21 protein-coding genes and 1 other RNA gene are annotated in these 25,209 nt (G+C 68.0%); 11 read left to right on the plus strand and 11 right to left on the minus strand.

Features of this window, described 5'->3' with window-relative positions; all coding sequences use genetic code 11:
• Window positions 1-48 precede the first annotated feature (48 nt).
• The 7 genes from hslV to dapF all read right to left on the minus strand — a co-directional run bounded on the left by hslV (window position 49) and on the right by dapF (window position 7,448).
• A complete protein-coding gene (gene hslV, locus G4D77_RS11340; RefSeq protein WP_016448040.1) occupies window positions 49-594 on the minus strand; it encodes an ATP-dependent protease subunit HslV in 546 nt (181 codons plus the stop codon).
• 69 nt (window positions 595-663) lie between these two features.
• Window positions 664-2,448, minus strand: coding sequence for an STAS domain-containing protein (locus G4D77_RS11345; protein WP_193726173.1), 1,785 nt, complete (start codon window positions 2,446-2,448; stop codon window positions 664-666).
• A gap of 45 nt (window positions 2,449-2,493) precedes the next feature.
• Window positions 2,494-2,988 carry an RNA polymerase-binding protein DksA gene (gene dksA / locus G4D77_RS31080; RefSeq protein WP_016448042.1) on the minus strand — a complete coding sequence of 165 codons (495 nt, stop codon included), beginning with the start codon at window positions 2,986-2,988 and terminating at the stop codon, window positions 2,494-2,496.
• A gap of 530 nt (window positions 2,989-3,518) precedes the next feature.
• Window positions 3,519-4,640: a CobW family GTP-binding protein gene (locus G4D77_RS11355; RefSeq protein ID WP_154835678.1), complete on the minus strand. Its 1,122-nt coding sequence runs from the start codon at window positions 4,638-4,640 to the stop codon at window positions 3,519-3,521.
• Between the two features lie 134 nt (window positions 4,641-4,774).
• A complete protein-coding gene (locus G4D77_RS11360) occupies window positions 4,775-5,863 on the minus strand; it encodes a tyrosine recombinase XerC (protein ID WP_154835679.1) in 1,089 nt (362 codons plus the stop codon).
• 14 nt (window positions 5,864-5,877) lie between these two features.
• Complete coding sequence (locus tag G4D77_RS11365; RefSeq protein ID WP_016448045.1) at window positions 5,878-6,591, minus strand: DUF484 family protein; 714 nt, start codon at window positions 6,589-6,591, stop codon at window positions 5,878-5,880.
• Complete coding sequence (gene dapF / locus G4D77_RS11370; RefSeq protein ID WP_154835680.1) at window positions 6,588-7,448, minus strand: diaminopimelate epimerase; 861 nt, start codon at window positions 7,446-7,448, stop codon at window positions 6,588-6,590. The genes G4D77_RS11365 and dapF overlap by 4 nt, the downstream gene beginning before the upstream one ends.
• Before the next feature lie 127 nt (window positions 7,449-7,575).
• Between dapF and G4D77_RS11375 the strand changes: the two genes are divergently transcribed.
• The 4 genes from G4D77_RS11375 (at window position 7,576) to G4D77_RS11390 (ending at window position 14,106) form a co-directional block, all read left to right on the plus strand.
• Window positions 7,576-9,246 (plus strand): MBL fold metallo-hydrolase, encoded by a 1,671-nt coding sequence (locus G4D77_RS11375; RefSeq protein WP_213757960.1) that lies wholly within the window; start codon window positions 7,576-7,578, stop codon window positions 9,244-9,246.
• A 63-nt stretch (window positions 9,247-9,309) separates the two neighbouring features.
• Window positions 9,310-10,053: a pseudouridine synthase gene (locus tag G4D77_RS11380; RefSeq protein WP_012203381.1), complete on the plus strand. Its 744-nt coding sequence runs from the start codon at window positions 9,310-9,312 to the stop codon at window positions 10,051-10,053.
• A gap of 95 nt (window positions 10,054-10,148) precedes the next feature.
• Window positions 10,149-11,459 (plus strand): sigma-70 family RNA polymerase sigma factor, encoded by a 1,311-nt coding sequence (locus G4D77_RS11385; protein ID WP_154835686.1) that lies wholly within the window; start codon window positions 10,149-10,151, stop codon window positions 11,457-11,459.
• Between the two features lie 163 nt (window positions 11,460-11,622).
• The gene (locus G4D77_RS11390) at window positions 11,623-14,106 is read left to right on the plus strand and encodes a TonB-dependent siderophore receptor (RefSeq protein ID WP_154835688.1); all 2,484 of its coding nucleotides are present in this window, start codon (window positions 11,623-11,625) and stop codon (window positions 14,104-14,106) included.
• 44 nt (window positions 14,107-14,150) lie between these two features.
• Here G4D77_RS11390 and rnpB read toward each other — a convergent pair.
• An RNA gene (gene rnpB / locus G4D77_RS11395) (RNase P RNA component class A) lies at window positions 14,151-14,583 on the minus strand.
• A gap of 56 nt (window positions 14,584-14,639) precedes the next feature.
• Complete coding sequence (locus G4D77_RS11400) at window positions 14,640-15,434, minus strand: AraC family transcriptional regulator (protein ID WP_016453123.1); 795 nt, start codon at window positions 15,432-15,434, stop codon at window positions 14,640-14,642.
• Window positions 15,435-15,530: 96 nt separating this feature from the next.
• Here G4D77_RS11400 and G4D77_RS11405 point away from each other — a divergent pair, with 96 nt between their 5' ends.
• The 4 genes from G4D77_RS11405 (at window position 15,531) to G4D77_RS11420 (ending at window position 20,218) form a co-directional block, all read left to right on the plus strand.
• Window positions 15,531-16,430 carry a DMT family transporter gene (locus G4D77_RS11405; protein ID WP_046241200.1) on the plus strand — a complete coding sequence of 300 codons (900 nt, stop codon included), beginning with the start codon at window positions 15,531-15,533 and terminating at the stop codon, window positions 16,428-16,430.
• A gap of 258 nt (window positions 16,431-16,688) precedes the next feature.
• Window positions 16,689-18,014, plus strand: a complete 1,326-nt coding sequence (locus G4D77_RS11410) for an MFS transporter (protein ID WP_016448052.1) — start codon at window positions 16,689-16,691, stop codon at window positions 18,012-18,014.
• Window positions 18,015-18,119: 105 nt separating this feature from the next.
• Window positions 18,120-18,797, plus strand: coding sequence for a DUF2848 domain-containing protein (locus G4D77_RS11415; RefSeq protein WP_043822013.1), 678 nt, complete (start codon window positions 18,120-18,122; stop codon window positions 18,795-18,797).
• Between the two features lie 50 nt (window positions 18,798-18,847).
• Window positions 18,848-20,218: an amidase gene (locus G4D77_RS11420; protein WP_154835690.1), complete on the plus strand. Its 1,371-nt coding sequence runs from the start codon at window positions 18,848-18,850 to the stop codon at window positions 20,216-20,218.
• A 20-nt stretch (window positions 20,219-20,238) separates the two neighbouring features.
• Here G4D77_RS11420 and G4D77_RS11425 read toward each other — a convergent pair whose 3' ends face one another.
• Window positions 20,239-21,174: a LysR family transcriptional regulator gene (locus G4D77_RS11425; RefSeq protein ID WP_017406934.1), complete on the minus strand. Its 936-nt coding sequence runs from the start codon at window positions 21,172-21,174 to the stop codon at window positions 20,239-20,241.
• A gap of 141 nt (window positions 21,175-21,315) precedes the next feature.
• Here G4D77_RS11425 and cysK point away from each other — a divergent pair, with 141 nt between their 5' ends.
• The 3 genes from cysK (at window position 21,316) to G4D77_RS11435 (ending at window position 24,403) form a co-directional block, all read left to right on the plus strand.
• Complete coding sequence (gene cysK / locus G4D77_RS11430; RefSeq protein WP_013804126.1) at window positions 21,316-22,233, plus strand: cysteine synthase A; 918 nt, start codon at window positions 21,316-21,318, stop codon at window positions 22,231-22,233.
• Window positions 22,234-22,275: 42 nt separating this feature from the next.
• The gene (locus G4D77_RS30990; RefSeq protein ID WP_013804127.1) at window positions 22,276-22,407 is read left to right on the plus strand and encodes a hypothetical protein; all 132 of its coding nucleotides are present in this window, start codon (window positions 22,276-22,278) and stop codon (window positions 22,405-22,407) included.
• A 139-nt stretch (window positions 22,408-22,546) separates the two neighbouring features.
• Window positions 22,547-24,403 carry an ABC transporter ATP-binding protein gene (locus tag G4D77_RS11435; RefSeq protein WP_154835692.1) on the plus strand — a complete coding sequence of 619 codons (1,857 nt, stop codon included), beginning with the start codon at window positions 22,547-22,549 and terminating at the stop codon, window positions 24,401-24,403.
• Here G4D77_RS11435 and G4D77_RS11440 read toward each other — a convergent pair.
• Window positions 24,400-25,146 carry a GntR family transcriptional regulator gene (locus G4D77_RS11440; protein ID WP_154835694.1) on the minus strand — a complete coding sequence of 249 codons (747 nt, stop codon included), beginning with the start codon at window positions 25,144-25,146 and terminating at the stop codon, window positions 24,400-24,402. The two genes, G4D77_RS11435 and G4D77_RS11440, sit on opposite strands and share 4 nt — an antisense overlap.
• Window positions 25,147-25,209: the final 63 nt, after the last annotated feature.

Consider the following 25,209-nt stretch of genomic DNA (forward strand, 5'->3'; position numbering starts at 1 on the left):
GCTATCCGTTTCAATGGCCGGGCGAGAACCGCCCGCGCCGCGAGGGTCTCAGAGCGTCTCGACCGTGTGATGCATGTTGGTGTAGATGCACAGCTCGCCGGCAATCGCCAGCGACTTGCGCACGATCTCCTCGGCCGACAGCTCGGTATTGGTCAGCAGCGCCTTGGCCGCCGAGTGCGCGTAGGCGCCACCCGATCCGATGGCCACGATGCCCTGCTCGGGCTCCAGCACATCGCCGTTGCCGGTGATGATCAGCGAGGCCGATGCATCGGCCACGGCCAGCATGGCCTCCAGCCGGCGCAGCACGCGGTCGGTGCGCCAGTCCTTGGTCAGCTCGATGGCCGCGCGCGTCAGATGGCCCTGGTGCTTTTCCAGCTTGGCCTCGAAGCGCTCGAACAGCGTGAAGGCGTCGGCCGTGGCGCCGGCAAAGCCGGCCAGCACCTTGCCGTGGTAGAGCTTGCGCACCTTGCGCGCCGTACCCTTGACGACGATGTTGCCCAATGTGACCTGGCCATCGCCACCGATGGCGACCTGCACGCCTTCGGGGGTCTGCCGGCGCACGCTGATGATGGTGGTGCCGTGATACTGTTCCATAGCGGTGCCAGATGAGGGCGGCTCCCGCCTTCTCAAGAGCCCCTCCAAAGAATGCCGCCGCTCGGCAGGTCAGTCCCGTCTCGGCGTTACCTGCGCATGCTCCTGGATGCCGATCACATTGAAGAATACGGCCACCAGCTGGTGCAGCTGGCCGAACTGCAGCACATGGCCCAGCGACTGCATGTGGGCCGCCCAGTTGAGCACGGAGCCGGCCGCCGCAAAGTCCATGCGCACCAGCTGGGTGCAGTCGATGAACACCGGCTCGCCCAGGCTGGCGCCTTCCTGCACCGGGTCCAGCCAGGTGGAGGCATCGCCTTCGATGGTGCCAGACAGCGCAAATCGCACGGTATCCACCGGGGCGGCAGCGCCCGGCTGCACAGGGGCTTGTGCACCGCCGGACTCGACGGCTTGCGTCAGGCACTGGCAGACCGGGTCCACCCATGCAGGTGGCGAGACTTCGTAGGTCACGCAGTAGTCCAGGGCCACCAGCTCGAAATCATCCTGCCGGTTCATCAGGCGCAGCACGGCCATGCGCAGGCGCCACCACAGCGTATCCACAGCGGAGTCGCCCGAGGGAGCCAGCTCGCCCAGCAGCGCCTGCAGCCGGTCCGCGTTGAGCAGCACGAATACGCCCTGGGAATCGGCCCATTGCTGCAGCAGCGCCTCCAAGGCGGTGGCTGCCGCCTCGTCGATGTGGGTCACGGCAGCCCAGTCCAGGGTCCAGGGACCGGCGGCCTTGGCCTGGGAGGCCTTCAGCGCCGTGACGGCGCTGGGCGTGACCTGGGCAGGAGCGCTCCAGCGCCAGCCGCGCCCTGCCGCTGCGCCGGGAAGGGGCGCCATCGCGGCGGTGCGCTGCTGCGGCATCGCGAACCACTGGGGAGCGGAGCGGCCGAAGCGCGCCGCGAATTCAATGCCGGCCTTGTCGAACTGCAGCGGGCGATCGGCCGCGCGGTACAGGTCCAGCAAGGCCAGCCAGACCGGCAGCTGCGCAGGCACATCGCGCCGCTCGATCAGCTCCAGCATGCCCTGCTCGGCGCCGTCCACGTCACCATTGGCAAAGAGGATGGCCGGCTCTTCGAGGTCGGGATCGTGCTCGAACACCACGAAGGATGGCGGCACCATGTCCATGGGCTGCGGGGCAGAGACCTCGGTGGCCGCGAAGGCGGGCAGAAAATCGGTGGCCCCTTCCAAGGGCCGCAGGGGGCGGGCCATGGGCATGGAATCCATGAGGGGAGCCGTGGAGACGGACGGCACCTGCGGCGCAGGTGCCAGGCTCATGGGCAAGGTGGTGGCAAAGGCCGCCACATCGCCGGCCGAGGCGATGGCCGCAGGCACCACGTCGCTGAGCATGGGGATCTGGCCCGGCGGCGGCTGCTTGCGAAACGACGCCGGCGCGGGGTTGCCGCCAGCGGGCAGCGCCATGGGAATGGTGGTGGCGTCGGCCGCCTGCTTGCCCCGCCACCATTGCTGGGACATCTGGGCCTCGATCTCGTCGATCTTCTTGAGCGTGACGGCGCGCTCGCCGGAGGATTTGGAGCTCAGCAGGCTGCTGAGGAATTGCGAGCCCTGTGCAGCCGGTCCGGGCACGCCGACACCGACAGATGCGCTGCCCGGCCGGGAGGCCTGTTGCAACTCGGCCTGGCGCAGGCGGCGCAGCTGGTCGAATTCGCGCTTGCGTACGAAGTCGTTGCGGCGCTTGCGCTCGATCATTTCCTTGAGCGCCTGCTTGCTGTACTGGCTCTCCTGGTCAGCGTCGAGGCCGTCGAGATCGGACCAATTGACCGTCGGGTGGCGCACAAAGCGCACCACCTTGGACAACAACCCTCCCGATTTGCTGCTCTCTTCTTTTGCCATGGCGAATCAGATTAGCACCACCGTTCCGAAGGCCGTTGCCGCAACTCAATCTCCGTACATCTTCTGCTTGAGCTCGCGTCGCTGCTGGGCCTCCAGCGACAGCGTGGCCGTGGGACGGGCCAGCAGGCGGCCCACGCCGATGGGCTCGCCGGTTTCGTCGCAGTAGCCGTAGTCGCCTGCGTCGATGCGTGCAATGGATTGCTCGATCTTCTTGAGCAGCTTGCGCTCGCGGTCGCGGGTGCGCAGTTCCAGCGCGTGCTCTTCCTCGATGGTGGCGCGGTCGGCCGGATCGGGAACCACCACGGTGTCCTCGCGCAGGTTTTCTGCCGTCTCGCCCGCGTTGGTGTGCATGTCGTGCTTGAGAGTGAGCAGCTTCAGGCGGAAGAACGCCATCTGCTTCTCATTCATGTAGTCGTCATCGGACATGGCCAGCACTTCGGCATCCGTCAGCTCCTCCGCCGACTTGGTCTTCCAGGCATTGGCCAGCTTGGGGTCTCGTTTCGTCGATCCCGACGAAGGCGTTTGCGTAGTGGTAGGCATAGTGTTGGTTTCGCTAACTTAGTCCGAGCCGGGGGCATCGGACGGGGCCATGGATGGTACTGTCAATCGAGGCGCCCGGGTCGAATGCCATGTAGGACAGCCGATCGCCGCAGTTGCGGAACCTGCCGGCTTCCCCTTGCGGCGGGGTGCGGCAATCCAGGCCGTGCGGCGGCCGTGCGTGCAAAGAGCCCTTTTCCAGCCGGCGCGGGAGGCCAGGTCGACGACGCCGACCGCAGTGCGGACCGCGGCCTTCTGGCTTGCAGCCGGGGCCTGGGCGACCACTGACGGCTTCTTGCTGGATTCGGCGCTCACTTGCTGTCTCCTCACGGTATGGGCGACCCCTGCGGGGCAGTCCATTGGGCTTGGGGGCTCTCTTCAGGGGCGCGATTGTATCGATGCTCTACAGGAGCGCAAGCCGTTGCACATACCCCACATGAAAGCAGAGGAACCGCCTGCAGATGCGGGCGGCTCCTGCGTCAATCAGATGTCAGCAAAAACCATGTGATTCCTCACAAAAGTTCACAGACGGCTCAGGCCAGGCACTGCTCCAGGCCCTGCAGGAAGATGTCCTGGGGCAGGTCGATGCCGATGAAGACCATCTTGCTCTGGCGCTTTTCGTCTTCGGCCCATTGCGGTCCCAGGTCGCTGCCCATGAGCTGGTGCACCCCCTGGAAGATGACCTTGCGCTCCGTGCCCTGCATGTTCAGCACGCCCTTGTAGCGCAGCATGCGCGGGCCATAGATGTTGACGATGGCGCCCAGGAAGTCCTCCAGGCGGGCCGGGTCGAACGCGCGGTCGGCACGGTAGACGAAGCTCTTGACGTCGTCATCGTGGTGATGGTGGTGAGGATGATTGCAGTGTTCGCCGTGCTCGTGCTCGTGATCATGGGCGTGGCTGTGGGCGTGGTCGTGCCCGCAGTTCTCGTCATGCTCGTGGTCATGGCTGCAGTGCTCGCCATGCTCGTGCTTGTGATCATGGCCGTGGTCGTGATCGTCTTCCTTGAGGAAGTCGGGATCGATGTCCAGCTTGGCATTGAGGTTGAAGCCACGCAGGTCGAAGACTTCGTTCAGGGGCACTTCGCCGAAATGCACGGCGCGGATGGGCGCGCGCGGGTTCATGTGCTTGAGGCGGTGGATGAGCGCGTTCTTCTCGTCCTCGCTGACCAGATCGGTCTTGGACAGGAAGAGCTGGTCGGCAAAGCCGACCTGGCGGCGCGCTTCCTGGCGGTCGTCCAGCTGCTGGTTGGCGTGCTTGGCGTCGACCAGGGTCAGGATGGAGTCGATGAGATAGGTCTCGGCGATCTCGTCGTCCATGAAGAAGGTCTGGGCGACGGGGCCGGGATCGGCCAGGCCCGTGGTCTCGATCACGATGCGGTCGAACTCCACCAGGCCCTTGCGGCGCTTGGAGGCCAGCAGCTGCAGGGTCTCGCGCAGGTCTTCGCGGATGGTGCAGCAGATGCAGCCGTTGCTCATCTGCAGGATCTGCTCCTTGGACTCCGTCTTGAGAATGTCGGTGTCGATGTTTTCTTCGCCGAACTCGTTCTCGATCACGGCGATCTTCATGCCGTGGGACTCGCTGAGCACGCGCTTGAGCAGCGTGGTCTTGCCCGAGCCCAGGAAGCCGGTAAGGATGGTGACGGGAATCAGTGCCATGGGATTGCTTTCAGAAAATTCAGCAAAGGGAAGCGGCAAGGCCCGTCCACCATGGACGGGCCTTGTCGAAAAGACGTTCCGAATAAGTTTAGCGAGCCTGTCAAGTGCTGTTTTGCCAGAGGGCTTGGCCTTTTTTATTCGAGGTTGTACTTTTCAGGGGTTTCGCCGGTTTCGCCGACTTGCCTGCTGTCGCCGCTCTTGCGGCGCGCGCGCGGGTGGGCGCTCTCGTAGGCCTGGGCCAGATGCTGGAAATCCAGGCGCGTGTAAATCTGCGTGGTCGAGATGCTGGCGTGGCCCAGCAGCTCCTGCACGGCGCGCAAATCGCCACTGGACTGCAGCATGTGGCTGGCGAACGAATGCCGCAGCACATGGGGATGGACACCGGCCGACAGGCCGGCCTGCTGCCCGCGCTGGCGCAGCCGCGCCCAGACCGACTGCGCGCCCAGGCGCTCGCCGCGCCGGCCGATGAAAAGGGCGGGTTCGTGCTGCGCAGCCTGTGCGGCCGCCCCCGCAAGACCCGTTTCCCGAAGGGCCAGCCAGCGCTGCAGCGCCTGCAGCGCGGCCGCTCCCACGGGCACGGTGCGGCGCTTGCCGCCCTTGCCCTGCACGTGGGCGTCGGCGGACTGCAGGTCTATCCAGCCACGGCCCTGGCGCTGCGTGTCCTGGCCGGGCGCCACGTCCAGGCCCACCAGCTCGCCCACGCGCAGGCCGCAGCTGTACAGCAATTCGGTGATGGCGGCGTCGCGCGCCTCGATCCAGGGGTCGGCATCGGCGTTGCCGAAGGCGGCCAGCTGCACGGCGTCATCCACGCCCAATGCCTTGGGCAGGGGTTTGGGGGCCTTGGGGCCGCGCACGCCCTCCACAGGATTGAAAGGCACCAGCGACTGCTGGGCCGCCCAGCGGAAGAAGCTGCGCCAGCCGGACAGGATGAGCGCAATGCCGCGCGGGCTGCGGCCCCGGGAATGCATCCGGGCCACGAAGCGGCGGATGTGGGCGGGCTGCAGCGCCAGCAGATCCAGGCCGGCGTCGCGGGCCATGGCGCACAGCCTGGCCATGTCCAGCGCATAGAGCTCGCAGGTGCGGTCAGCCAGGCGCTTTTGCACGCGCACATGCTCCAGATAGGCATGGACGGCGGAGGGGAGCAGCGCCAGGTCCTCTGCCTCCAGATCCTCTGCCGGAAGGCCGCCTTCCGGGAGCCCGTCCCTGTCCGATGCCCCCGGCATGGGCTTTCAGCCGATCAGCCGCGCGCCAGGGTCAGCGCCACGGGCCGCATGCGCGAGAGGGCCGCGCTGGCCAGGGCCGCGATGCGCGAGAGGAATTCCGTGCCCATGGTGGCCTCGAAGCGCAGCGGATCGGGCGAACCCAGGACCAGCATGCCGAAGGCATGGGCCGGGTTGCCGGGGTCGCCATCGTGCAGGGTGAGCAGGGCCAGGGACTGGGCCGCGTCGGGATCGACCAGCCAGCCGCCGGGCTCGAAGCCCATGTTGGGGCCGCAAAACGGCATGGTCAGCGAGGCAGCGAAGGACTTGGCATCGTCGCTGACGCCCATGGTGTAGATGCTGCTGGTCTGCGCGCCGGAGACGTTCCACAGGCGCAGGGCCACCTGGGGCACCTCGAAGACATGCTGCAGGCTGGCCGTCAGCGCATGGGGCAGTTCGCGCAGGTCCTGGACCTTGGCCAGGGCGCAGCTCCAGGCGTGCAGCTTGTCGGCGATGGAGGCGTTCTCGCTGCTGTGCCGCATCATGTCCATGATGCGGTGCTCCAGGCCCTTGATCTTCTCGCGCAGCATCTCGGCCTGGCGTTCCTGCAGGCTGACGGTACGCGGGCTGTGGCTGCTGACCAGCTGCACACGCGCGAGCATCTCGGCGTGGCGCTCGAAGAATTCCGGATGGTTCAGCAGGTAGTCGGCAATCGTCTCTTCGGTGACGGCGATATCGGTAGTGCTGTTCATGGCTGGTCGGGAACCTCGATCTGTCCTTCAAAAACAAACTCTGCGGGGCCGGTCATGCGCACTGCGCCGCCATCCCACTCGATGGTCAGCCGGCCGCCGCGGGTGTGCACATCGACGCGCGCGTCGAGCAGCCCCCAGCGGATGCCGGCCACCACGGCCGCGCAGGCGCCCGTGCCGCAGGCCAGCGTCTCGCCGGCACCGCGCTCGTACACACGCAGCCGGATCTGGCCGCGATCGACGATCTGCATGAATCCCGCATTGACGCGCTGGGGAAAGCGCGCATGGCGCTCGATCAGCGGGCCCCAGGTGGCCACGGGCGCATGGTACACATCGTCCACCAGCTGCACCGCATGCGGGTTGCCCATGGAAACGGGGGCGATCCAGACCGTGGCTTCGTCGCCCAGCTGCAGGGGCCATTGCTGCGCCGCACCCAGCGGGCGGGGAACCAGGCCTGCACCATCGAAGGGCACCAGGGCGGGCTCCAGCACGGGCTGGCCCATGTCCACGGTGACGCGGCCATCGGCATGCAGCTCGGGGGCGATGAGGCCGGCCAGCGTCTGCACGCGGATGACGGACTTGTCCGTCAGTCCCTTGTCGTGCACATAGCGGGCAAAGCAGCGCGCGCCGTTGCCGCACTGCTCGACCTCGCCGCCGTCGGCGTTGTGGATCACGTATTCGAAGTCGATGCCTTCGGCGGGCGAGGGCCGCACCGTGAGGATCTGGTCGGCGCCCACGCCGAATTGGCGGTGGGCCAGAAAGCGGTACTGGGCTGCGCTCAGGCCCAGCGGGCCGGCGGTTTCGTCAAGGACCACGAAATCGTTGCCAGCGCCCTGCATCTTGGTAAAGCGGATCTGCATCCCGCGATTATCCCCTGCACGGCAGCCTCATGGCGCAATCCGGGGCATGCCCTGGTGCAGAGCGCCATCCAGCCGCCTGCGTCTCCGGCGCAACAGCACGATGCAGGTCCATCCGCATAATGCCCCCATGACCCGCCCCAGCCAGCTCCTGCACCCCCAGCGCCAGCCCGTAGACACGCTCAAGGCCTCCACCGTTTTGCTGATGCGCGACCGCGCCGATGGCAGCGGACTGGAAGTGCTCATGACAAGGCGCTCGCCCAAGGCCAGCTTCGTGCCCAGCGCCTATGTCTTCCCCGGCGGCGGCATCGAGGCCCAGGACTCTGCCGAAGCCGCCCATGCCTGCGCCAGCACCCGCCCCGCCCAGGCCGGCGATGGCCTGCGCGTCACCCAGGCCATCGCCGGCCTGCGCGAGACTTTCGAGGAGCTCGGCATTTTGCTGGCCCACGATGCCCAGGGCCGACCGGTATCGGCCGCCGAGCTGGCCACGCTGGACCGCAATGCTCCCCTGGTTCCCCAGTGCGAGGCACGCGGCCTGCGCCTGGCCGTGGATGCGCTGTGGTACCTGGCCCACTGGACGGCCGACCGCGACCTGCCCCGGCGCTTCGATGTGCCCTTCTTCGTGGCGCGCATGCCCGAAGGTCAGGAGCCTGACGCCGACGGATCGGAACAGTTCGAGCCCATCTGGGTGAGCCCCCAGCAAGCGCTGGAGCGCCACCGCGCCGGCAGCTTTCCCATGATCTTTCCCACCATCCGCACGCTGGACCGGCTCAGCCGCTTCGCGGGCACCGATGCCGTGTTCGCCGCCCTGCAAGGCGAGCGGCCGCTGTGGCAGTGCTGCCCGCGCACCGGCTTTCTCGATGGCAAGGAAGCCCGCCACATGGAGGACGAGGCCCCCTTCGGCGAGCTGGAAATGGTCTGCCCGGACGGCCAGATCCTGCACACGCTGGACTGGCAGAGCGAGCGCGCCGTGCCCCTGCGCAAGAACCTGCTGCGCCTGACGGCCCCCAACCCCGGCGTGATGACCGGCCCCGGCACCAACAGCTATCTGGTGGGCGATGCCGCCACGGGCTACATCTGCATCGATCCCGGCCCGGCCGACGCCGCGCATGTGCAGCGCCTGTTCGAGGCGGCCGGCGGCGACATACGCCACATCCTGTGCACCCACTCCCACGCCGACCATTCGCCGGGCGCAGCCCTGCTGCAGGCGCTGGCGGTGCAGGCCGGCAAACCACGCCCGGCCATCGGCGGCCTGCCTTCGGCACCCACGGCCCGGCCGGCCAGCCGCTTCACGCCAGACCACGTGCTGGCAGATGGCCAGCGCATCGCCGTGCAGGATGCGCAAGGCACCGTCACCCACACGCTGCAGGCCGTGTTCACGCCGGGCCATGCGGCCAACCACGTGTGCTTTCTGCTGGAGGAAGATGCCCTGCTGTTCAGCGGCGACCACATCCTCAACGGCAGCACCACCATCATCGATCCGCCCGACGGCAACATGCGCGAGTACATCGATTCGCTGGACAGGCTGGACGCGCTGTGCGCCGCGCACGATGCGCGCTTCATCCTGCCGGCCCATGGCTATGTGCTGGGCTTTGCGCGCCAGGCGATCGCCAAGCTGAAGGCCCACCGGCTGGCGCGCGAGGCCAAGGTGCTGGCCGCCATGCAAAGACAGCCCGACGGCAGCGTGCAGGACTGGGTGCGCCTGGCCTATGACGACGCCCCGCCGCAGCTGTGGCCGATTGCCGAGCGCTCGCTGCTGGCGCATGTGGAGCGCATCCGTGCGCTGTGCGGGCGGCAATGACCAGCAATGACCGGCAATGACCGACGACGCGCGCGGGGCCTGGTATCTGGTTAAGCTGCGCGCATGTCTGAATCTGAAAGCGTTCGCCTGGCCAAGCGCCTGGCCGAACAGGAACAATGCTCGCGCCGCGAGGCCGAGCTGCATATCACCGCCGGCAACGTCCAGGTGGACGGCAAGGTCGTGCAACTGCCCGAGACGCGCGTGCGCCCCGAGCAGCAGGTCACGCTGCGCAGCGGCGCCCAGCCCGAGGCCGTGCCGCCCGTCACCCTGCTGATGAACAAGCCTGCGGGCTATACCCAGGGCCGGCCCTATGGCCGGGTGCGCAGCGCCCACTCCCTGCTGGGCGAAGCCAGCATGGCCCAGGTGGACACGCCCATGCCGCTGCTGGTGCTGGCCCAGCACTTCAAGAACCTGGAATCCTTCCTGCCCCTGCCGCTGCCGGCCAGCGGCCTCATCGTCTACACCCAGGACAAGCGCGTGGCGCGCAAGCTGGGGGAGGAAGGCATGTGGCTGGAGCAGGAATGCATCGTCGGCGTCGAGGGCCAGATCCACGAGGACGGCCTGGAGCTGATGAAGGCCGGCCTGCCGATCGGCAAGCGCCAGCTGCCGCCCTGCCGCGTGAGCTGGCAGAACGAGAACCACCTGCGCTTTGCGCTCAAGGGCATCGCGCCCGACGAGATCGACGCCATGTGCACCGAAGTGGGCCTGCGCGTGGTCAGCCTGCGCCGCCTGCGCATTGGCCGCCTCTCTCTGGCCAAGGTGCCCGAAGGCCAGTGGCGCTACCTGATGCCCTGGGAGCGGTTCTAGGCCGGCATTGCCGGGTGCGCGGCGGGCAGCACATTCGGCAAATGAGAATCATTTCATAGAATGCGGGATTCCCGTGCTGCCTTCGGGCCTCCCGCATGCCTGCGCCCGCCTCTTCCTCCTCTTCCCTGCTGAGCACCTTCCAGGACAGCTACCACGAGCTGGTGCGCTTCGTGGCGCGCCGCGCCGGCCCGCAGGCAGCGCGTGACCTGGTGCATGACGCCTGGATACGCCTGGCCGAACGCCAGCGAGGCGAAAGCGATGCGCCCGCCGCGCCGGACAGTCCGCCAGGCGCCAGCCGCGCCTATCTCTACGCGGTGATGGAGAACATCGCCATCGACCACCTGCGCCATGGCCAGCGCACGGCCGAGCGCTTTGACACCAGCGCGAGGGAAGGCGAGCCGCCCTCCCCCCTCAGCCCCGATGTGGCCGACACCCATTCCTACCGCCAGGCCCTGGCCGGGGTCGAAGGCGCCCTGGCGCAGTTGCCCGCGCGCTGCCGCGACATCTTCCTGGCCGACCGCATCGAGGGCGCCTCGCATGCCGAGCTGGCCGAGCGCCACGGCGTCTCGGTCAAAACCGTGGAACGCGAGGTCATGCGCGCCATGGACAGCGTGGAAGCCTCGCTGCACCGCTGGCGCGGAGACACCGCCGCACCCGCACCACGCACGGGCCGCCGCCGCGCCCTGTCCACCCTGCTGGGGATGGCGGGCCTGGGTGTCGGCAGCCCGGCGATCTGGCTGGCCTGGCGCCAGTGGATGCCGCAGTACCAGGTGCGGCTGGCCACGGCCACCGGCCGCCTGCTGAACCAGCCCCTGCCCGACGGCAGCACCCTGACGCTGGACGCCGCCAGCCGCGCCGAGGTGGATTTCTACGCCACGCGCCGCCAGGTGCGGCTGCTGGCCGGCAGCGCCTTCTTCGCCGTGGCGCGCGACACGGAACGGCCCTTCGTGGTCCAGGCGGCGGACGTACAGGTCACCGTGCTGGGCACGCGCTTCGAGGTGGCGTTGGAGGAGGATGCGGTGCTGGTCGCCGTCGATGCGGGCCGCGTGCAGGTGCGCGACGGCAGCGGCGCCCGGCATGCACTGGGCGCAGGCCAGATGCTGCGCCTGGCGCCAGGCCAGACGGCCGCCGTGCAAACGGTTGCGGCAGTGGCCGCCTGGCGCGAGGGCTGGCTGGACTTCCAGAACACGCCGCTGGCCGAGGTTGCCCGCCGCCTGGAGCGCTACAGCCTGCAGCCACTGCGCGTGGAGCCCGACGCCGCCGCCCTGCCCGTGCTGGGGCGCGTGCGCATTGCGGCGGCCCAGGGCTGGCTGCGCATGCTGCCGCGCACCCTGCCGGTCAGCGTGCAGGAAGAGGAACAGGGCCCGGGAACCGGGCGCACCCTGGTCATCCGCCGCCGCAGCTGATGCGCCCATAGCCCCGGAGCGCCCATGGCCCCGGAATGCACGGCGCATGCGCACCAGGCGTGAGGGAATGCCTGCGCCCGTTCGTATAGGCATGAGGACCCGGGAACGCGACGCATTCGCATCCCGGGAATCGCCATTGCCCAGATCCGCCACGGGACCTTCCATGTCTTCATTCCCCTCCAAGCCTTCCCGCCTTGCCCGCCACCATGCCGTTGCGGCGGCCATCGCGCTGCTGGCCCTGCAGCTGTCTCCAGCCGCTCCAGCCGCACTGGCCCAGGCAGCACCGGCCCCGGCCACGGCCGCCAGCACCGACTTCCACATTCCCGCCCAGCCGCTGGACCAGGCGCTGGCCCAACTGGCCCGCCAGGCCGGCCTGCAGCTGCTGGCCGCGCCCGAACTGGTGCAGGGCCGCCGTGCGCCCGCCGTGGAAGGGCGCCTGAGCACCGCCGCCGCCGTGGCCCGGCTGCTGCGCGGCAGCGGGCTGGAAGGCCATGTGAGCCAGGGCACGCTGGTGGTGGAAAAGCCCGCCGGCACCGTGGCCCTGCCCGAAGTCACGGTGTCCGCCGTGGGCGAGACCACGACCACCGAGGGCTCGGGCTCCTACACCACGGGGCTGATGAGCACCTCGACCAAGCTGCCGCTGTCCATCCGCGAGACGCCCCAGTCCCTCACCGTGGTCACGCGCCAGAAGATGGACGACCAGGGCATGCTGTCCATCGACGACGTGGCCAACAGCGCCACCGGCATCACCATCAACCGCTGGAGCGACGACCGGGCGCGCTACTTCTCGCGCGGGTTCGTGATCGGTTCGTTCCTGCAGGACGGCGTGCCCGTCTCGTATGAAACCGACACCTCCACCTACGACACCATGGCCATGTACGACCACGTGGAAGTGGTGCGCGGCCCCACGGGGCTGATGACGGGCGTGGGCGACCCTTCGGGCACCATCAACTTCGTGCGCAAGCGCGCGCCGCGCACCACCCAGCGCTCGGTCACCCTGCGCGGCGGCAGCTGGAACCAGGCCGTGGGCGAGCTCGATGTGGGCGGCGCCCTCAACGAGGACGGCTCGGCACGCGGGCGTGTGGTGGCTTCGGCCCAGTCGCGCGACCACTTCATCGATGGCTATAGCAGCCGCCGCCAGCTGCTGTACGGCACCGCCGAGTTCGACCTGGGCCGCGACACCACGCTGAGCGTGGGCGGCTCCTATGTGAACGAAGACAACCCCGGCTCGCAATGGATGGGCGTGCCCATGGGCTTTGATGGCTCCTTCCTCGACATTGCGCGATCCAGGCGTTTCTCGCCCTCCTGGAGCAAATGGGACAAGAAGGAGGTCAGCCTGTTCGCCGACCTGGAGCACCGCTTCGACAACGGCTGGAAGGCCAGGCTGGCCGCGCGCGCCCTGCGGGCCAAGTCCGCGCTGGACGGCGCCTACCTGGTCTCGGGCGGCCTGGACGACCAGGGCCGCACGCGCTACGACGTGGCCGGCGGCCTGTACGACTACGACAAGCGCCAGCTCAGCCTCGATGCCTCGGCTCAGGGCCCCGTGCGCCTGTTCGGCCGCGAGCATGACCTGGCCTTCGGCGTCAGCCGCCGCACCATCCGCTGGAGCGACCAGGGCTACAGCTACCTGTCGCCCACGGGGGAATGGCTGATCGCCAATGGCGTCGATCCCTATACCTGGAACCCCGACTCGCTGGACCGCTCCGGCCTGCTGGCCGAAGACCTGTGGACGCGCCGCCAGAAGACCACGCTGACCTCGGCCTACGCCACGGGCCGCTTCCTGCTGGCCGAGCCACTGAACCTGATCGCCGGCGCGCGCCTGGACTGGTACGACTTCACCAACGTCCAGCGCCAGGGCAGCTGGAGCCGGGAGCGCGAATTCAGCGAGAAAGCCCATGCCACGCCCTATGCGGCGCTGACCTATGACATCAGCAAGACCTACTCGGCCTATGCCAGCTACACCAGCATCTTCCGGCCGCAGGATTTTCTGGATGTCTCAGGCAGCATGCTGGCGCCGGTGGAGGGCCGCAACTTCGAGCTGGGCCTCAAGGGCAGCTACCTGGACGAGCGCGTGAACCTGGCCGTTGCCGTGTTCAACACCACGCAGGACAACCTGCCCCAGGCCATCGCGGACATCAACTCCTGCACGGTGAAGACCAATTGCTACCGCTCCGTCGGCAAGGTCAGGAGCAAGGGGCTGGACGTGGACATCAGCGGCGAGATCCTGCCGCGCCTGAACGCCGGCCTTGGCTATACCTTCACCCAGGCCGAGATCGCCAGCGACAGCACCGAAGGCGCCAAGGGCGCGCCCTATGCCAGCTACACGCCGCGCCACCAGCTCAAGCTGTCGGCCATGTACCACCTGGGCGGCGAGCTGGGCGCATGGCGCGTGGGCGGCGGCCTGCGCTACCAGAGCCGCACCACGTCCGAGTCGCTGACCAGCGCCGAGGGCTATGCAATCCGCCAGCCCGCCCATGCCGTGGCCGACCTGGTCATCGGCTATCGGGTGAACCGGCAGCTGGACCTGCAGATGAACGTCAGCAACCTGTTCGACCGCCGCTACTTCGAGACCCTGGGCACGAACAACGGCGGCAACTATTTCGGCGTGCCGCGCAGGCTGCTGCTGACGGCCAAATACCAGTTCTGAACCGCCCATGAAAATGCCCCGCCGGTGGCGGGGCATGGAAGAAAGTGTGAAGCGCGCCGATAAGCCGGATTCTGTGCACGCGGTTGCCCGCATGTGACCGCCATTAATCTGGGCCGGGCGTCGCCGCCCGGCTCGGTGCTACCTACCCGCACACTCCGGGGGCCCCGTCAACGTGTGCCTACTTGGTATTGCTGCGCGTAGAGATTGCCCGTTTCACCCGGGGACGCGTTCCGCGTCCCCGGGTGGCTATGGGGCCCAGGCTTTCGCCTGGGCGTCTGGCTTGCGCCATCCGTCGCCAGCTTGCGCTGGCACCCCATAGAACACCAAGTTGGCGGCACATGTCCCCGACTCGTCTCTGTTGCTCTGATCCTCACCTCACGGTGGACAGCCGTTAGCTGCTACGCTGCCCTGTGCAGTCCGGACGTTCCTCCAGTGCCGTGTTTCCACGATTGCACCAGCGGCGGTCTGGCGTGCTTCACGGGCGGCATTATCTCGCGGCTGGGGCCAGGCTGCAGACAGATGGCGCAACAGCCTCACGGCGGCATGCAGAACTCGCGGCGGAATTGTTCGGGTGAGGTGCCGGCCTCGCGCTGGAACATGGCGATGAAGGCCGAGGGCGTGCTGTAGCCCAGGTCATAGGCGATCTGCTGCACGCTCAGGCCGGCCTCCAGCGCGTCGATGGCCAGCAGGTAGCGCATGCGCTGGCGCCATTCGCCCAGGCCCATGCCCAGCTCGCGCTGGCAGTGGCGTGCCAGGGTGCGCTCGGTCATGTGCACGCTGGCGGCCCATTGGGCCAGGCTGCGGTGGTCCTCGGGCGCAGCGCGCATGCGGGTCAGCACTTCGACCAGGGCCGGGTGTTCGGCGGCCGGCAGATAGCCGGGCTCCACGGGAACGGCCCGCAACTGGTCGTAGAGCACACGGGCCAGGCGCAGGTCGGCGTCGGTGGCGGGAATGTGCACGTCGCGCACGGCAAAGTCGGCCAGGATGGCCTTGACGATGGCGCCGATGCGCATGGAGCACGGCTGCGCCGGCAGCTCCCTGCACAACGCAGGCGCCAGGTAGACCGAGCGGTAGACCACGGCGTGCGCCACATGGCAGCTGTGCACCACGCCGGGCGGCACCCAGACGCCGTACTGCGGCGGCGAGACCCAGCGCTGGCCTGCCGTGTCCATGCACATGCTGCCGTGGGGCGTGTAGTTCAGGTGACCCCAGCTGTGGCTGTGCGGCGGCACCTCGGTGTCGGCGCCGAATTCGTCGTAGCGGAAGTAGTACTCGCCCGGCACATCCTCGACGTTCTGGATGCGCATGGGCTTGCTGGGACGGGGCATGGCGGATGGTCCGGGTTGCGCTATCGATTGTCCGAAACCAGGGATGCACTCCAAGTCGGACAGAACGATCATAGGACCAGTCTTAGGAGTCTTCCAATGGGGTCTTACCTTTTCCCTTTGATCGCCGTGCTCATCTGGTCGGTCAATACCGTGGTCAGCAAGATGGCGGCCGACAGCATCGGCGCGGCCGAGATCGGTTTCTACCGCTGGCTGGTGGCAGCCGTGCTGTTCACGCCCTTCCTTTTGCCGTCCATCTGGCGCCAGCGCGCCGACATCCGGCCGCTGCTGCCGCGCCTCATCGTGCTGGGGATGCTGGGCATGGTGATCTACCAGAGCCTGGCCTACTACGCGGCCCATATGACATCGGCCACGCACATGGGCCTGATCGGCTCGCTCACGCCCATGATGGTGCTGGGCCTGTCCACCGCCATGCTGGGCCAGGCGCTGAGCCGGGGCGCCGTGCTGGGCTGCGTGCTGGCGATTGCGGGCGTGGCCCTGGTGGTGTCTTCGGGGCAGCCTGCCACCTTGCTCACCCAGGGCCTCAATGGCGGTGACGCGCTGATGTTCGTGGCCATGCTGGCCTATGCCGTCTACAACATCCTGCTCAAGCGCTGGCCCATGCCGCGCCTGGCCACGGTGCAACTGCTGTACCTGCAGATCCTGGTGGCCGTGATCGCGCAGCTGCCGCTGTTCCTGATGGCGCCGCGCACGGGGCTGAACGCGGCCAACCTGCCGCTGGTGGGCTTTGCGGGCATCATGGCCTCCATCGCCGCGCCGCTGCTGTGGATGATGTCGGTGGCGCGCATCGGGCCGGGCCGCTCCAGCATGTTCTTCAACCTCGTGCCCATCTTCACGGCCGTGATCGCCTTCATGGCATTGGGCGAGCCCCTGGCGGCCTACCACGCCGTGGGCGGCGTGCTGACCATCGGCGGCCTGCTGCTGGCCGAGCTGTGGAAGCAGCCTTTGCGCGCACCGCGTGCCGCCGCCACCGCCTGAAAAAATCAGGGTTTTCCCGAGCGCAAATGGTGCACGCATGCCGCATGCCGGTGCGGCGCCCGCACCATTGCTGCCCATAAGAATTTGCATTCAGGCCTGCTCATAATTTCTTGTTGGACAGCCCTGTCCTGCCTTTCGATACTGCCGCCAAAGGAACCGCTGCAAGCGCCAGACGCCTGAGGTTCCCACGACACACGGGCCCGGTCCCAGCGGCCTGGCCCGTGTGCCCGCTGCACTTTCGAAGACAGGAGACACCCCATGAGCAGCCCGGCATCCGCCGCACACCCCCTCGCACAGAGCACAGGCGCCGGCGAGGCCGCGTCCCTCGACATGGACGCCACCTACCGCAAGATCGCCTGGCGCCTGATCCCTTTTCTGGTCCTGCTCTTCATCCTGGCCTGGATAGACCGCGTCAACGTCGGTTTCGCCAAGCTGCAGATGCTGGACGACCTGCAGTTCAGCGAGGCCATCTACGGCCTGGGCGCAGGCATCTTCTTCATCGGCTACTTTTTGTTCGAAGTGCCCAGCAACCTGCTGCTGGAGAAGATCGGCGCGCGCAAGACGCTGGCGCGCATCACCATCCTGTGGGGCGCGGCCTCCATGGCCATGGCCTACGTGACCACGCCCACCATGTTCTACGTGCTGCGCTTCGTGCTGGGCGTGGTGGAGGCCGGCTTCTTCCCCGGCGTGGTGCTGTACCTGACCTACTGGTTCCCGGCCCGCCACCGGGCGCGCGTCAACGGCCTGTTCATGACCTCGTTCGCCATTGCGGGCGCGGTGGGCGGCCCGATTGCGGGCGCCATCATGAATGGCATGCAGGGCGTGGGCCATCTGTCCAACTGGCAGTGGCTGTTCATCCTGGAAGGCATTCCCTCGGTGATCGCCGGCTTCTTCGTGCTGCTGTACCTGCCCGAAAAGCCCGCCAACGCCAGGTGGCTGAGCGCGGCCGAGCAGCGCGCCGTGACCGCCGCCGTGGAGGCCGAGAACCAGGGCGGCCACAAGCATGTGTCCTTCCTGGATGCCTGCCGCAACTACCGCGTGTGGCTGTGCGCCGCCGTGTATTTCTGCATCGTCAGCGGCAACGCCACCATCGCGTTCTGGTCGCCGTCCATCATCAAGGAGATCGGCATCCAGAACACGCTGCAGATCGGCCTGATCTCGGCCATTCCCTTCCTGGCCGGCACGCTGGCCATGGTCTGGAACGGCATGCATTCGGACAAGACCGGCGAGCGCCGCATGCACTGCGCCCTGTCCGCACTGATCGCGGCGGCGGGCCTGATCCTCACGGGCCTGTTCCTGCACAACGCCGTGCTCGCCCTGTGCGCGCTGACGCTGGCCTCCATCGGCATCCTCGCGGCCTTTCCCGTGTTCTGGTCGATTCCTGCCGCCTTCCTGGCCGGCACGGCGGCGGCCGGCGGCATTGCGCTGATCAACTCCATCGGCAACCTGGCCGGCTTCGTGGCGCCCTACATGATCGGCGCGCTCAAGACCAGCACGGGATCGCTGTCCTCAGGCCTGTACTTCGTGGCAGCCCTCGAATTCCTGGCGGCCTTCCTGGTCGTGCTCTTCGTCAGGAAGCAGTGAGGCCTGCGCGTGCGGTGCCGCTCCACGCCCTCCGCACGCCACAGCCTGACTTCCGCGTTTTCTCACCGGGGCCCGCGGCCCCGAATTCCCCCTGGATCGCCTGCCATGCAACTGCAGTTCACCACCCCCGAAGGCCAGACCTTCGCCCCTGAATTCGACACCCTCATCGTCGCCGGCTGGGCCGGCCGCGACCGCGAGGCCATCGAGCACCACATTGAGGAGCTGGCCGCCATCGGCATCCCGCGCCCCAGCGCCGTGCCGCTGTACTACCGCATCTCCAGCAACCAGCTGAGCCAGCACAGCGCGCTGCAGGTGCTGGGCCCGGACTCCTCGGGCGAGGTCGAGGTCTTCGTGTTCACGCACGAAGGCGAGATGTTCGTGAGCCTGGCCTCCGACCACACGGACCGCAAGCTGGAAGCCTACAGCGTGGCCTTTTCCAAGCAGGCCTGCGTCAAGCCCGTGGCCACCCAGGCCTGGCGCTTTGCCGACGTGGCCGGCCACTGGGATGAGCTGGTCGTGCGCTCGTGGATCGTGGAAGACGGCCGCGAGGTGCTCTACCAGGAAGGCACGCTGGCCAGCCTGCGCACGCCCCAGGACCTGATCGCAGGCTTCACGGGCGGCAAGGATCTGCTGCCCGCAGGCTGCGGCATGACCTGCGGCACGGTGGGCGCCATCGGCGGCATCCGCCCCTCGACGCAGTTCTCCATGGAGCTGTACGATCCCCGCAGCCAGCGTTCCATCCGCCACAGCTACCGCAGCGAACTGCTGGACGTCGTGGCCTGAGCCGCGACTCCGATCCGCCCACGCCCGCCTTCACCCACAGGACTTCCCACATGACCCAAGCCCTCCCCCTGCCCAGCCTGGAACTGGCATCACAGCGCCTGCATGGCGGCGAAACCACCTCGGTGCAGCTGACCGAGCAGGCCCTGGCCCGCACCATGTTGGGGGAAGGCCCCAAGGTGTTCACGCGCGTGTTCCAGGGCGCGGCCCTGGCCGAGGCCCGTGCCAGCGACGTGCTGCGTGCGGCCGGCCTGGCGCGCTCGCCCATCGAGGGCCTGCCGGTCTCGGTCAAGGACCTGTTCGACATCGCCGGCTTTCCCACGCTGGGCGGCTCGCGCCTGCTGGCCGACGCACCGCCCGCGCAGCGCACGGCCGAAGTGGTGCAGCGCCTGCGCCAGGCCGGCGCCGTCATCGTGGGCACGACCAACATGACCGAGTTCGCCTACTCGGGCCTGGGCATCAACCCGCACTACGGCACGCCGCGCAATCCCTGGCAGCGTGACGAGGACGGCGGCCGCATCCCGGGCGGCTCGTCCTCGGGCGCGGCCATCTCGGTCACCGACGGCATGGCCATGGCGGCCATCGGCTCGGACACGGGCGGCTCGGTGCGCATTCCTTCGGCGCTGTGCGGGCTCACGGGCTTCAAGCCCACGGCGCGCCGCGTGAGCATGGAAGGCGTGCTGCCGCTGTCGGCCAACCTGGACTCCATCGGCCCGCTGGCGCCCAGCGTGCGCTGCTGCGCCACGCTGGATGCCATCCTCTCCGGCGAGCCGCTGGGCGAGCTGCATGCCGCGCCGCTGCAGGGCCTGCGCCTGCTGGCACCCACCAACGTGGTGCTGGACGGCATGGACGCCACCGTGGCCGCGGCCTGGGAGCGCACGCTGGCCCGGCTGTCGCAGGCGGGCGCCCACATCACCCATGCCGTGGTCGCGCCCTTCGGCGAGCTGGCCGACATCAATTCCAAGGGCGGCTTCACGGCCGCCGAGGCCTGGGCCTGGCACCGCCAGCACATCGCCACGCGCCTGTCCGAGTACGACCCGCGCGTGGGCACGCGCATCCTGCGCGGCAAGGACATCAGCGCGGCCGACTACATCGACCTGCTGGCACGCCGCAGGCAGTGGATTGCCGCCGTGAGCGCCCAGATGGCCGACCATGACCTGATCGTCATGCCCACCGTGCCCGTGGTCGCCCCGAAGATCGCCGACCTCACGCAGAGCGACGAGGCCTACTTCGGCGCCAACGGCCTGATCCTGCGCAACCCCACGCTGATCAACTTCCTCGACGGCTGCGCCATCTCCCTGCCCTGCCACCGCGCAGGCGAGGCACCCGTGGGCCTGAGCCTGGCCGGCCTCGGCGGGCAGGACCGGCGACTGCTGTCCGTGGCCCTGGCCGTGGAGCAGCTGCTGGCTTCGGCGCAGGGCTGATCGACCAGACGGCCTCGGGCCTAGCCGCCCAGGCCGCTGCCCGGCAGCCGCGCCACGGCCTGGCCGTGGTTCAGCGCAAAGGCGGCGGCGGTCTCCTCGGCCGCGCGCGCCACCACTTCGGTCAGCGGGTTCTGGTGGTCATTGCGGTAGCAGGCCACCAGCGGCAGCGAGGGGAACTCACGGTCCACGCGCAGCAGGCGCAGGCGCTGCTCGGCCAGCTCGCGCTGGATGATGGCCGGCGGCACGGCGGCCACGCCCAGGCCGTCGCAGACCACGCGGATCATGGTGGCCACCGAGGCAATGCAGTTCAGGTGCACCGAGGCGCTGCTTTCAGTGGAGAACAACTGCTCGATCACCGCATAGGGCTCGGAGCCGCGCGCAAAGCACATGATGGGAAAGGCCGCCAGCTCGGCCAGGCTCAGGGTCTCGTCGCCGATGCCCAGCTTGGGGCTGCCCACCCAGGCCATGGGAAATTCACCCAGCGACAGATGGCCCACGCCGGCCGCCGTCACGGGCTTGGCCTGCAGCGACAGGTCCAGCTGCCCCTTCACCAATTGGTCGGACATGTGCAGCGTGGTGTCGCAGGCAATCTCCACCTGCAGGCGCGGATAGCGCTGCTGCAGCAGCGCCAGGAAATCGGGGAACCAGCTGTGCACGATGGACTCGATGGCGCCGATGCGGATCACGCCCGCATAGGCCTGCTTGTCCAGCATGTCCTCGCGCATCTCGCGCATGAGGCGCAGCATGCGCTCGGCATGGACCAGGGCCTTGGCGCCGTCGGCCGTGAGCGTGACCTCGCGCACGCCGCGGTCGAACAGGCGCACGCCGAACTCCTGCTCCAGCGTGGCGATGCGGCTGGAGACGGCGGCCTGCGTGGTGTACAGCCGCTCGGCCGTCATGCGGAAATTGCGCAGCTCGGCCAGCAAGACAAAGGTTTCCAGGAACCGTAGATTCATGCGGCGATGTTAGCCGTCCAGGCCATATCGATATAGCCCATGCATAGAACAGCTGCGTGCACAATGAATGCCTGGTTTTCGCGCAGCGTCTGCGCACCACCCCCGACTGTCCAACCACCACCCCAAAATCGCGGAGGTCCGATGAGAGCTGACAACATCCTGCAAACGATTGGCAACACGCCCCATGTGCGCATCAACCGCCTGTTCGGCGCCGGTGCCAATGTGTGGATCAAGTCCGAGCGCGGCAACCCCGGCGGCTCCATCAAGGACCGCATCGCCCTGGCCATGGTCGAGGACGCCGAGAAGTCCGGCGCCCTGCAGCCCGGCGGCACCATCATCGAGCCCACCAGCGGCAACACCGGCGTGGGCCTGGCCCTGGTGGCCGCCGTCAAGGGCTACAAGCTGGTGCTGGTCATGCCCGAGAGCATGAGCATCGAGCGCCGCCGCCTGATGCTGGCCTACGGCGCCAGCTTCGACCTCACGCCCAAGGAAAAGGGCATGAAGGGCGCCATCGCCCGCGCCCAGGAACTGGCCAGCCAGACGCCCGGCGCCTGGATTCCCCAGCAGTTCGAGAACCCCGCCAACATCGACGTGCATGTGCGCACCACGGCCCAGGAAATCCTGGCCGACTTCCCCGAAGGCCTGGATGTGCTGATCACCGGCGTGGGCACGGGCGGCCACCTGACCGGCGTGGCCAAGGTGCTCAAGGCCAGGTTCCCCCAGCTCAAGGTCTTTGCCGTGGAGCCTGCCGCCTCGCCCGTGATCTCGGGCGGCCAGCCCTCGCCCCACCCCATCCAGGGCATTGGCGCAGGCTTCGTGCCCAAGAACCTGGACACCAGCCTGCTGGACGGCGTGATCCAGGTCGAGGCTGAACCCGCGCGCGAGTACGCACGCCGCTCGGCCCGCGAGGAAGGCATCCTGGTAGGCATCTCCTCGGGCGCCACGCTGGCCGCCATCGCGCAAAAGCTGCCCGAGCTGCCCGCAGGCGCCAAGGTGCTGGGCTTCAACTACGACACGGGCGAGCGCTACCTGTCGGTGGAAGGCTTTCTGCCTGCCTGACCGGCGGCAAGCCCCGCCCGCTGCAGTGCACTGCACTGCGGCATGAAACACAAGGCCTCGCAAGAGGCCTTTTTTGTTGCCGCCAGCGGCATGCTGCATTCCCCATTCGCGCACAACGAAGCGGCCCCGGACGCGGACAATCTTCCCCACGGCGCGGTGTTCCCCCTGCACTGAAATCCGGGCGCGAACCCACGCGTATGACAGTTGTGTGGAGATCTCTTACAAAACATGTTGCGCCCAAAGGTCATGCTGAACGCGCATCGGGCAAACCCGACTCTGGCCTACGATGGTCTGACCAAGGAGTACAAAAATCTTGTTCGGTTTCTTTGAAAAACGCGTCCCGCCCTATCCCAGCGTCGAGCCCACGGTCCCGCCCAAGGGCTTTTTTGCCTTCATCTGGGCCTGCACGCAAGGCATGCGCGGCTGGATCGCGCTGCTGACCTGCACCTCGGCGCTGCTGGCCGTCTACGAGGCGGCGCTGTTCGCCCTGATGGGCCATGTGGTGGACTGGCTTTCCACCGTGTCGCCGGCAGGCTTCTGGGAGCAGCAGCGCGGCACGGTCTGGGGCATTGCCGCCATCCTCTTGTCCAGCGTGCTGCTGCTGGCCTTTCACACGGCAGTGATGCACCAGGTGCTGGCCATCAATTTCCCCATGCGCCTGCGCTGGGTGTTCCACCGGCTGATGCTGGGCCAGAGCATGTCGTTCTATGCGGACGAGTTCGCGGGCCGCATCACCACCAAGATCATGCAGACGGCGCTGTCGGTGCGCGAAGTGGTGTTCATGGTGGTCGATGTGCTGGTGGGCGTGAGCGTCTACATGATCGGCATCCTGGTGCTGGCGGCCAGCTTCGAGTGGCGGCTGATGATTCCGTTCGCGCTGTGGCTGCTGGCCTATATCGGCGCCTGCTTCTACTTTGTCCCGCGCCTGGGCAAGATCGGCAAGGAGCAGGCCGACGCGCGCTCCATGATGACGGGCCGCGTGACCGATGCCTATACCAACATCGCCACCGTCAAGCTGTTCGCCCACACGCGCCGCGAGGCCGAGTACGCGCGCAACGCCATGGACGCCTTCAAGTCCACCGGCTATGCGCAGATGCGGCTGGTCAGCCTGTTCGAGATCACCAACCACTTGATGATCACGATGCTGCTGGTGGGCTCCACGGGCACGGCGCTGTACTTGTGGTCTGCCGGCCAGGCCAGCGCGGGCGTGGTGGCAGCGGTGATTGCCATGGCGCTGCGGCTGATGGGCTATTCGCACTGGGTGATGTGGCAGATGACGGGCCTGTTCGAGAACGTGGGCACCATCCAGGACGGCATCCTCACGCTGACCAAGCCGCGCACCATCGTGGATGCGCCCGACGCCAGGCCGCTGCAGGTCACGCACGGCGCCATCGCCTTCGAGGACCTGAGCTTTGCCTACAAGGACGGCGGCAAGCAGGTGATCGACCACCTGAACCTGCACATTCGCGCGGGCGAGCGCATCGGCCTGATCGGCCGCTCGGGCGCGGGCAAGTCCACGCTGGTGAACCTGCTGCTGCGCTTCCATGAACCCCAGGGCGGGCGCATCACCATCGACGGGCAGGATATCCGCACCGTCACGCAGGACAGCCTGCGCGGCGCCGTGGGCATGGTGACGCAGGACACCTCGCTGCTGCACCGCTCCATGCGCGACAACATCCTCTACGGCCGCCCCGATGCGACCGAGCAGGAGATGCTGGCCGCCGCGGACAAGGCCGAGGCCTCGGACTTCATCGCCACGCTGACCGACCTCAAGGGCCGCAGCGGCTACGACGCCCAGGTGGGCGAGCGCGGCGTCAAGCTGTCGGGTGGCCAGCGCCAGCGCGTGGCGATTGCGCGCGTGATGCTCAAGGACGCGCCCATCCTGCTGCTGGACGAGGCCACCAGCGCGCTGGACAGCGAGGTCGAGGCCGCCATCCAGCAAAGCCTGGACAGCCTCATGCACGGCAAGACCGTGATCGCCATCGCCCACCGCCTGTCGACCATCGCGGCCATGGACCGGCTCATCGTCATGGACCAGGGCCAGATCGTCGAGCAGGGCACGCACCAGCAACTGCTGGAGCTGGGCGGCATCTACGCCAAGCTGTGGTCGCACCAGAGCGGCGGCTTCCTCGCAGAGCAGGGCTCGGAAGCTGCCAACGCCAACGGCTAGACGCTCGCCAGATCCCGGTCCAGCTGCGTATGCAATGTGTAGCGGCTGGCAGGGTGCAAGGTCACGCTGAGGTCCATCAACTCCCCATCGGTATCCAGGTAGCGGCGCACGATCTTCAGCGCCGCTGACCCGGCCGGGGCCTGCAATTCCTCCGACAGCGCCTCGGGAATGAGCGCCCCCACCACGGCCTGCCGCACCCGCGCGATGCGCAGGCCGTATTGCTGCTCCAGCAGGCTGCTGACCAGCATCTCGGGCGCGGCGCGCACGCGCTGGGCCAGTTCCTGCGTGTCAAAGCGCTGCGCATCCACATAGACCACGGTCCAGGCAATGGGCAGGTGTGGCGCGGCGCCGTCGCGGCGCAGGCTGCAGATGGCCAGCCAGCGGCTGCCGGCCGGGCAGTCCAGCTCGGCGGCCAGGTCCTGGTCCAGCACCACCTCTTCGATGCGCCGCACTTCGCGCACATGGGTGGCGCCGAACTGCACCAGGTCCTCCAGCGAGGTCAGCGCCTGGCGGTAGTGCGCATGGGGCTGCGCCGCCTCCACGCGCGTGCCCACCTTCTTGCGCCGCGATACCAGCCCCGACTGCTGCAGCTCGGCAATCGCCGCACGCACGGTGTGGCGGCTCACGCCATAGCGGTCGCACAGCTCCAGCTCGGTGGGCAGCAGGGCGCCCACGGCGTATTCGCCCGAGGCAATGCGCTCGGACAGGTCGCGCGCCACCTGGGCATAGCGTGTCTCAGCCATGGGCGCAGGCCCTCACCCCAGGCAAACCCGGATGTTCGTAATGTACGTACATAAATAAAAATA

The organism is Delftia sp. WY8 (assembly GCF_018437695.1).
Classification (GTDB): Bacteria; Pseudomonadota; Gammaproteobacteria; order Burkholderiales; family Burkholderiaceae_C; genus Comamonas; species Comamonas tsuruhatensis.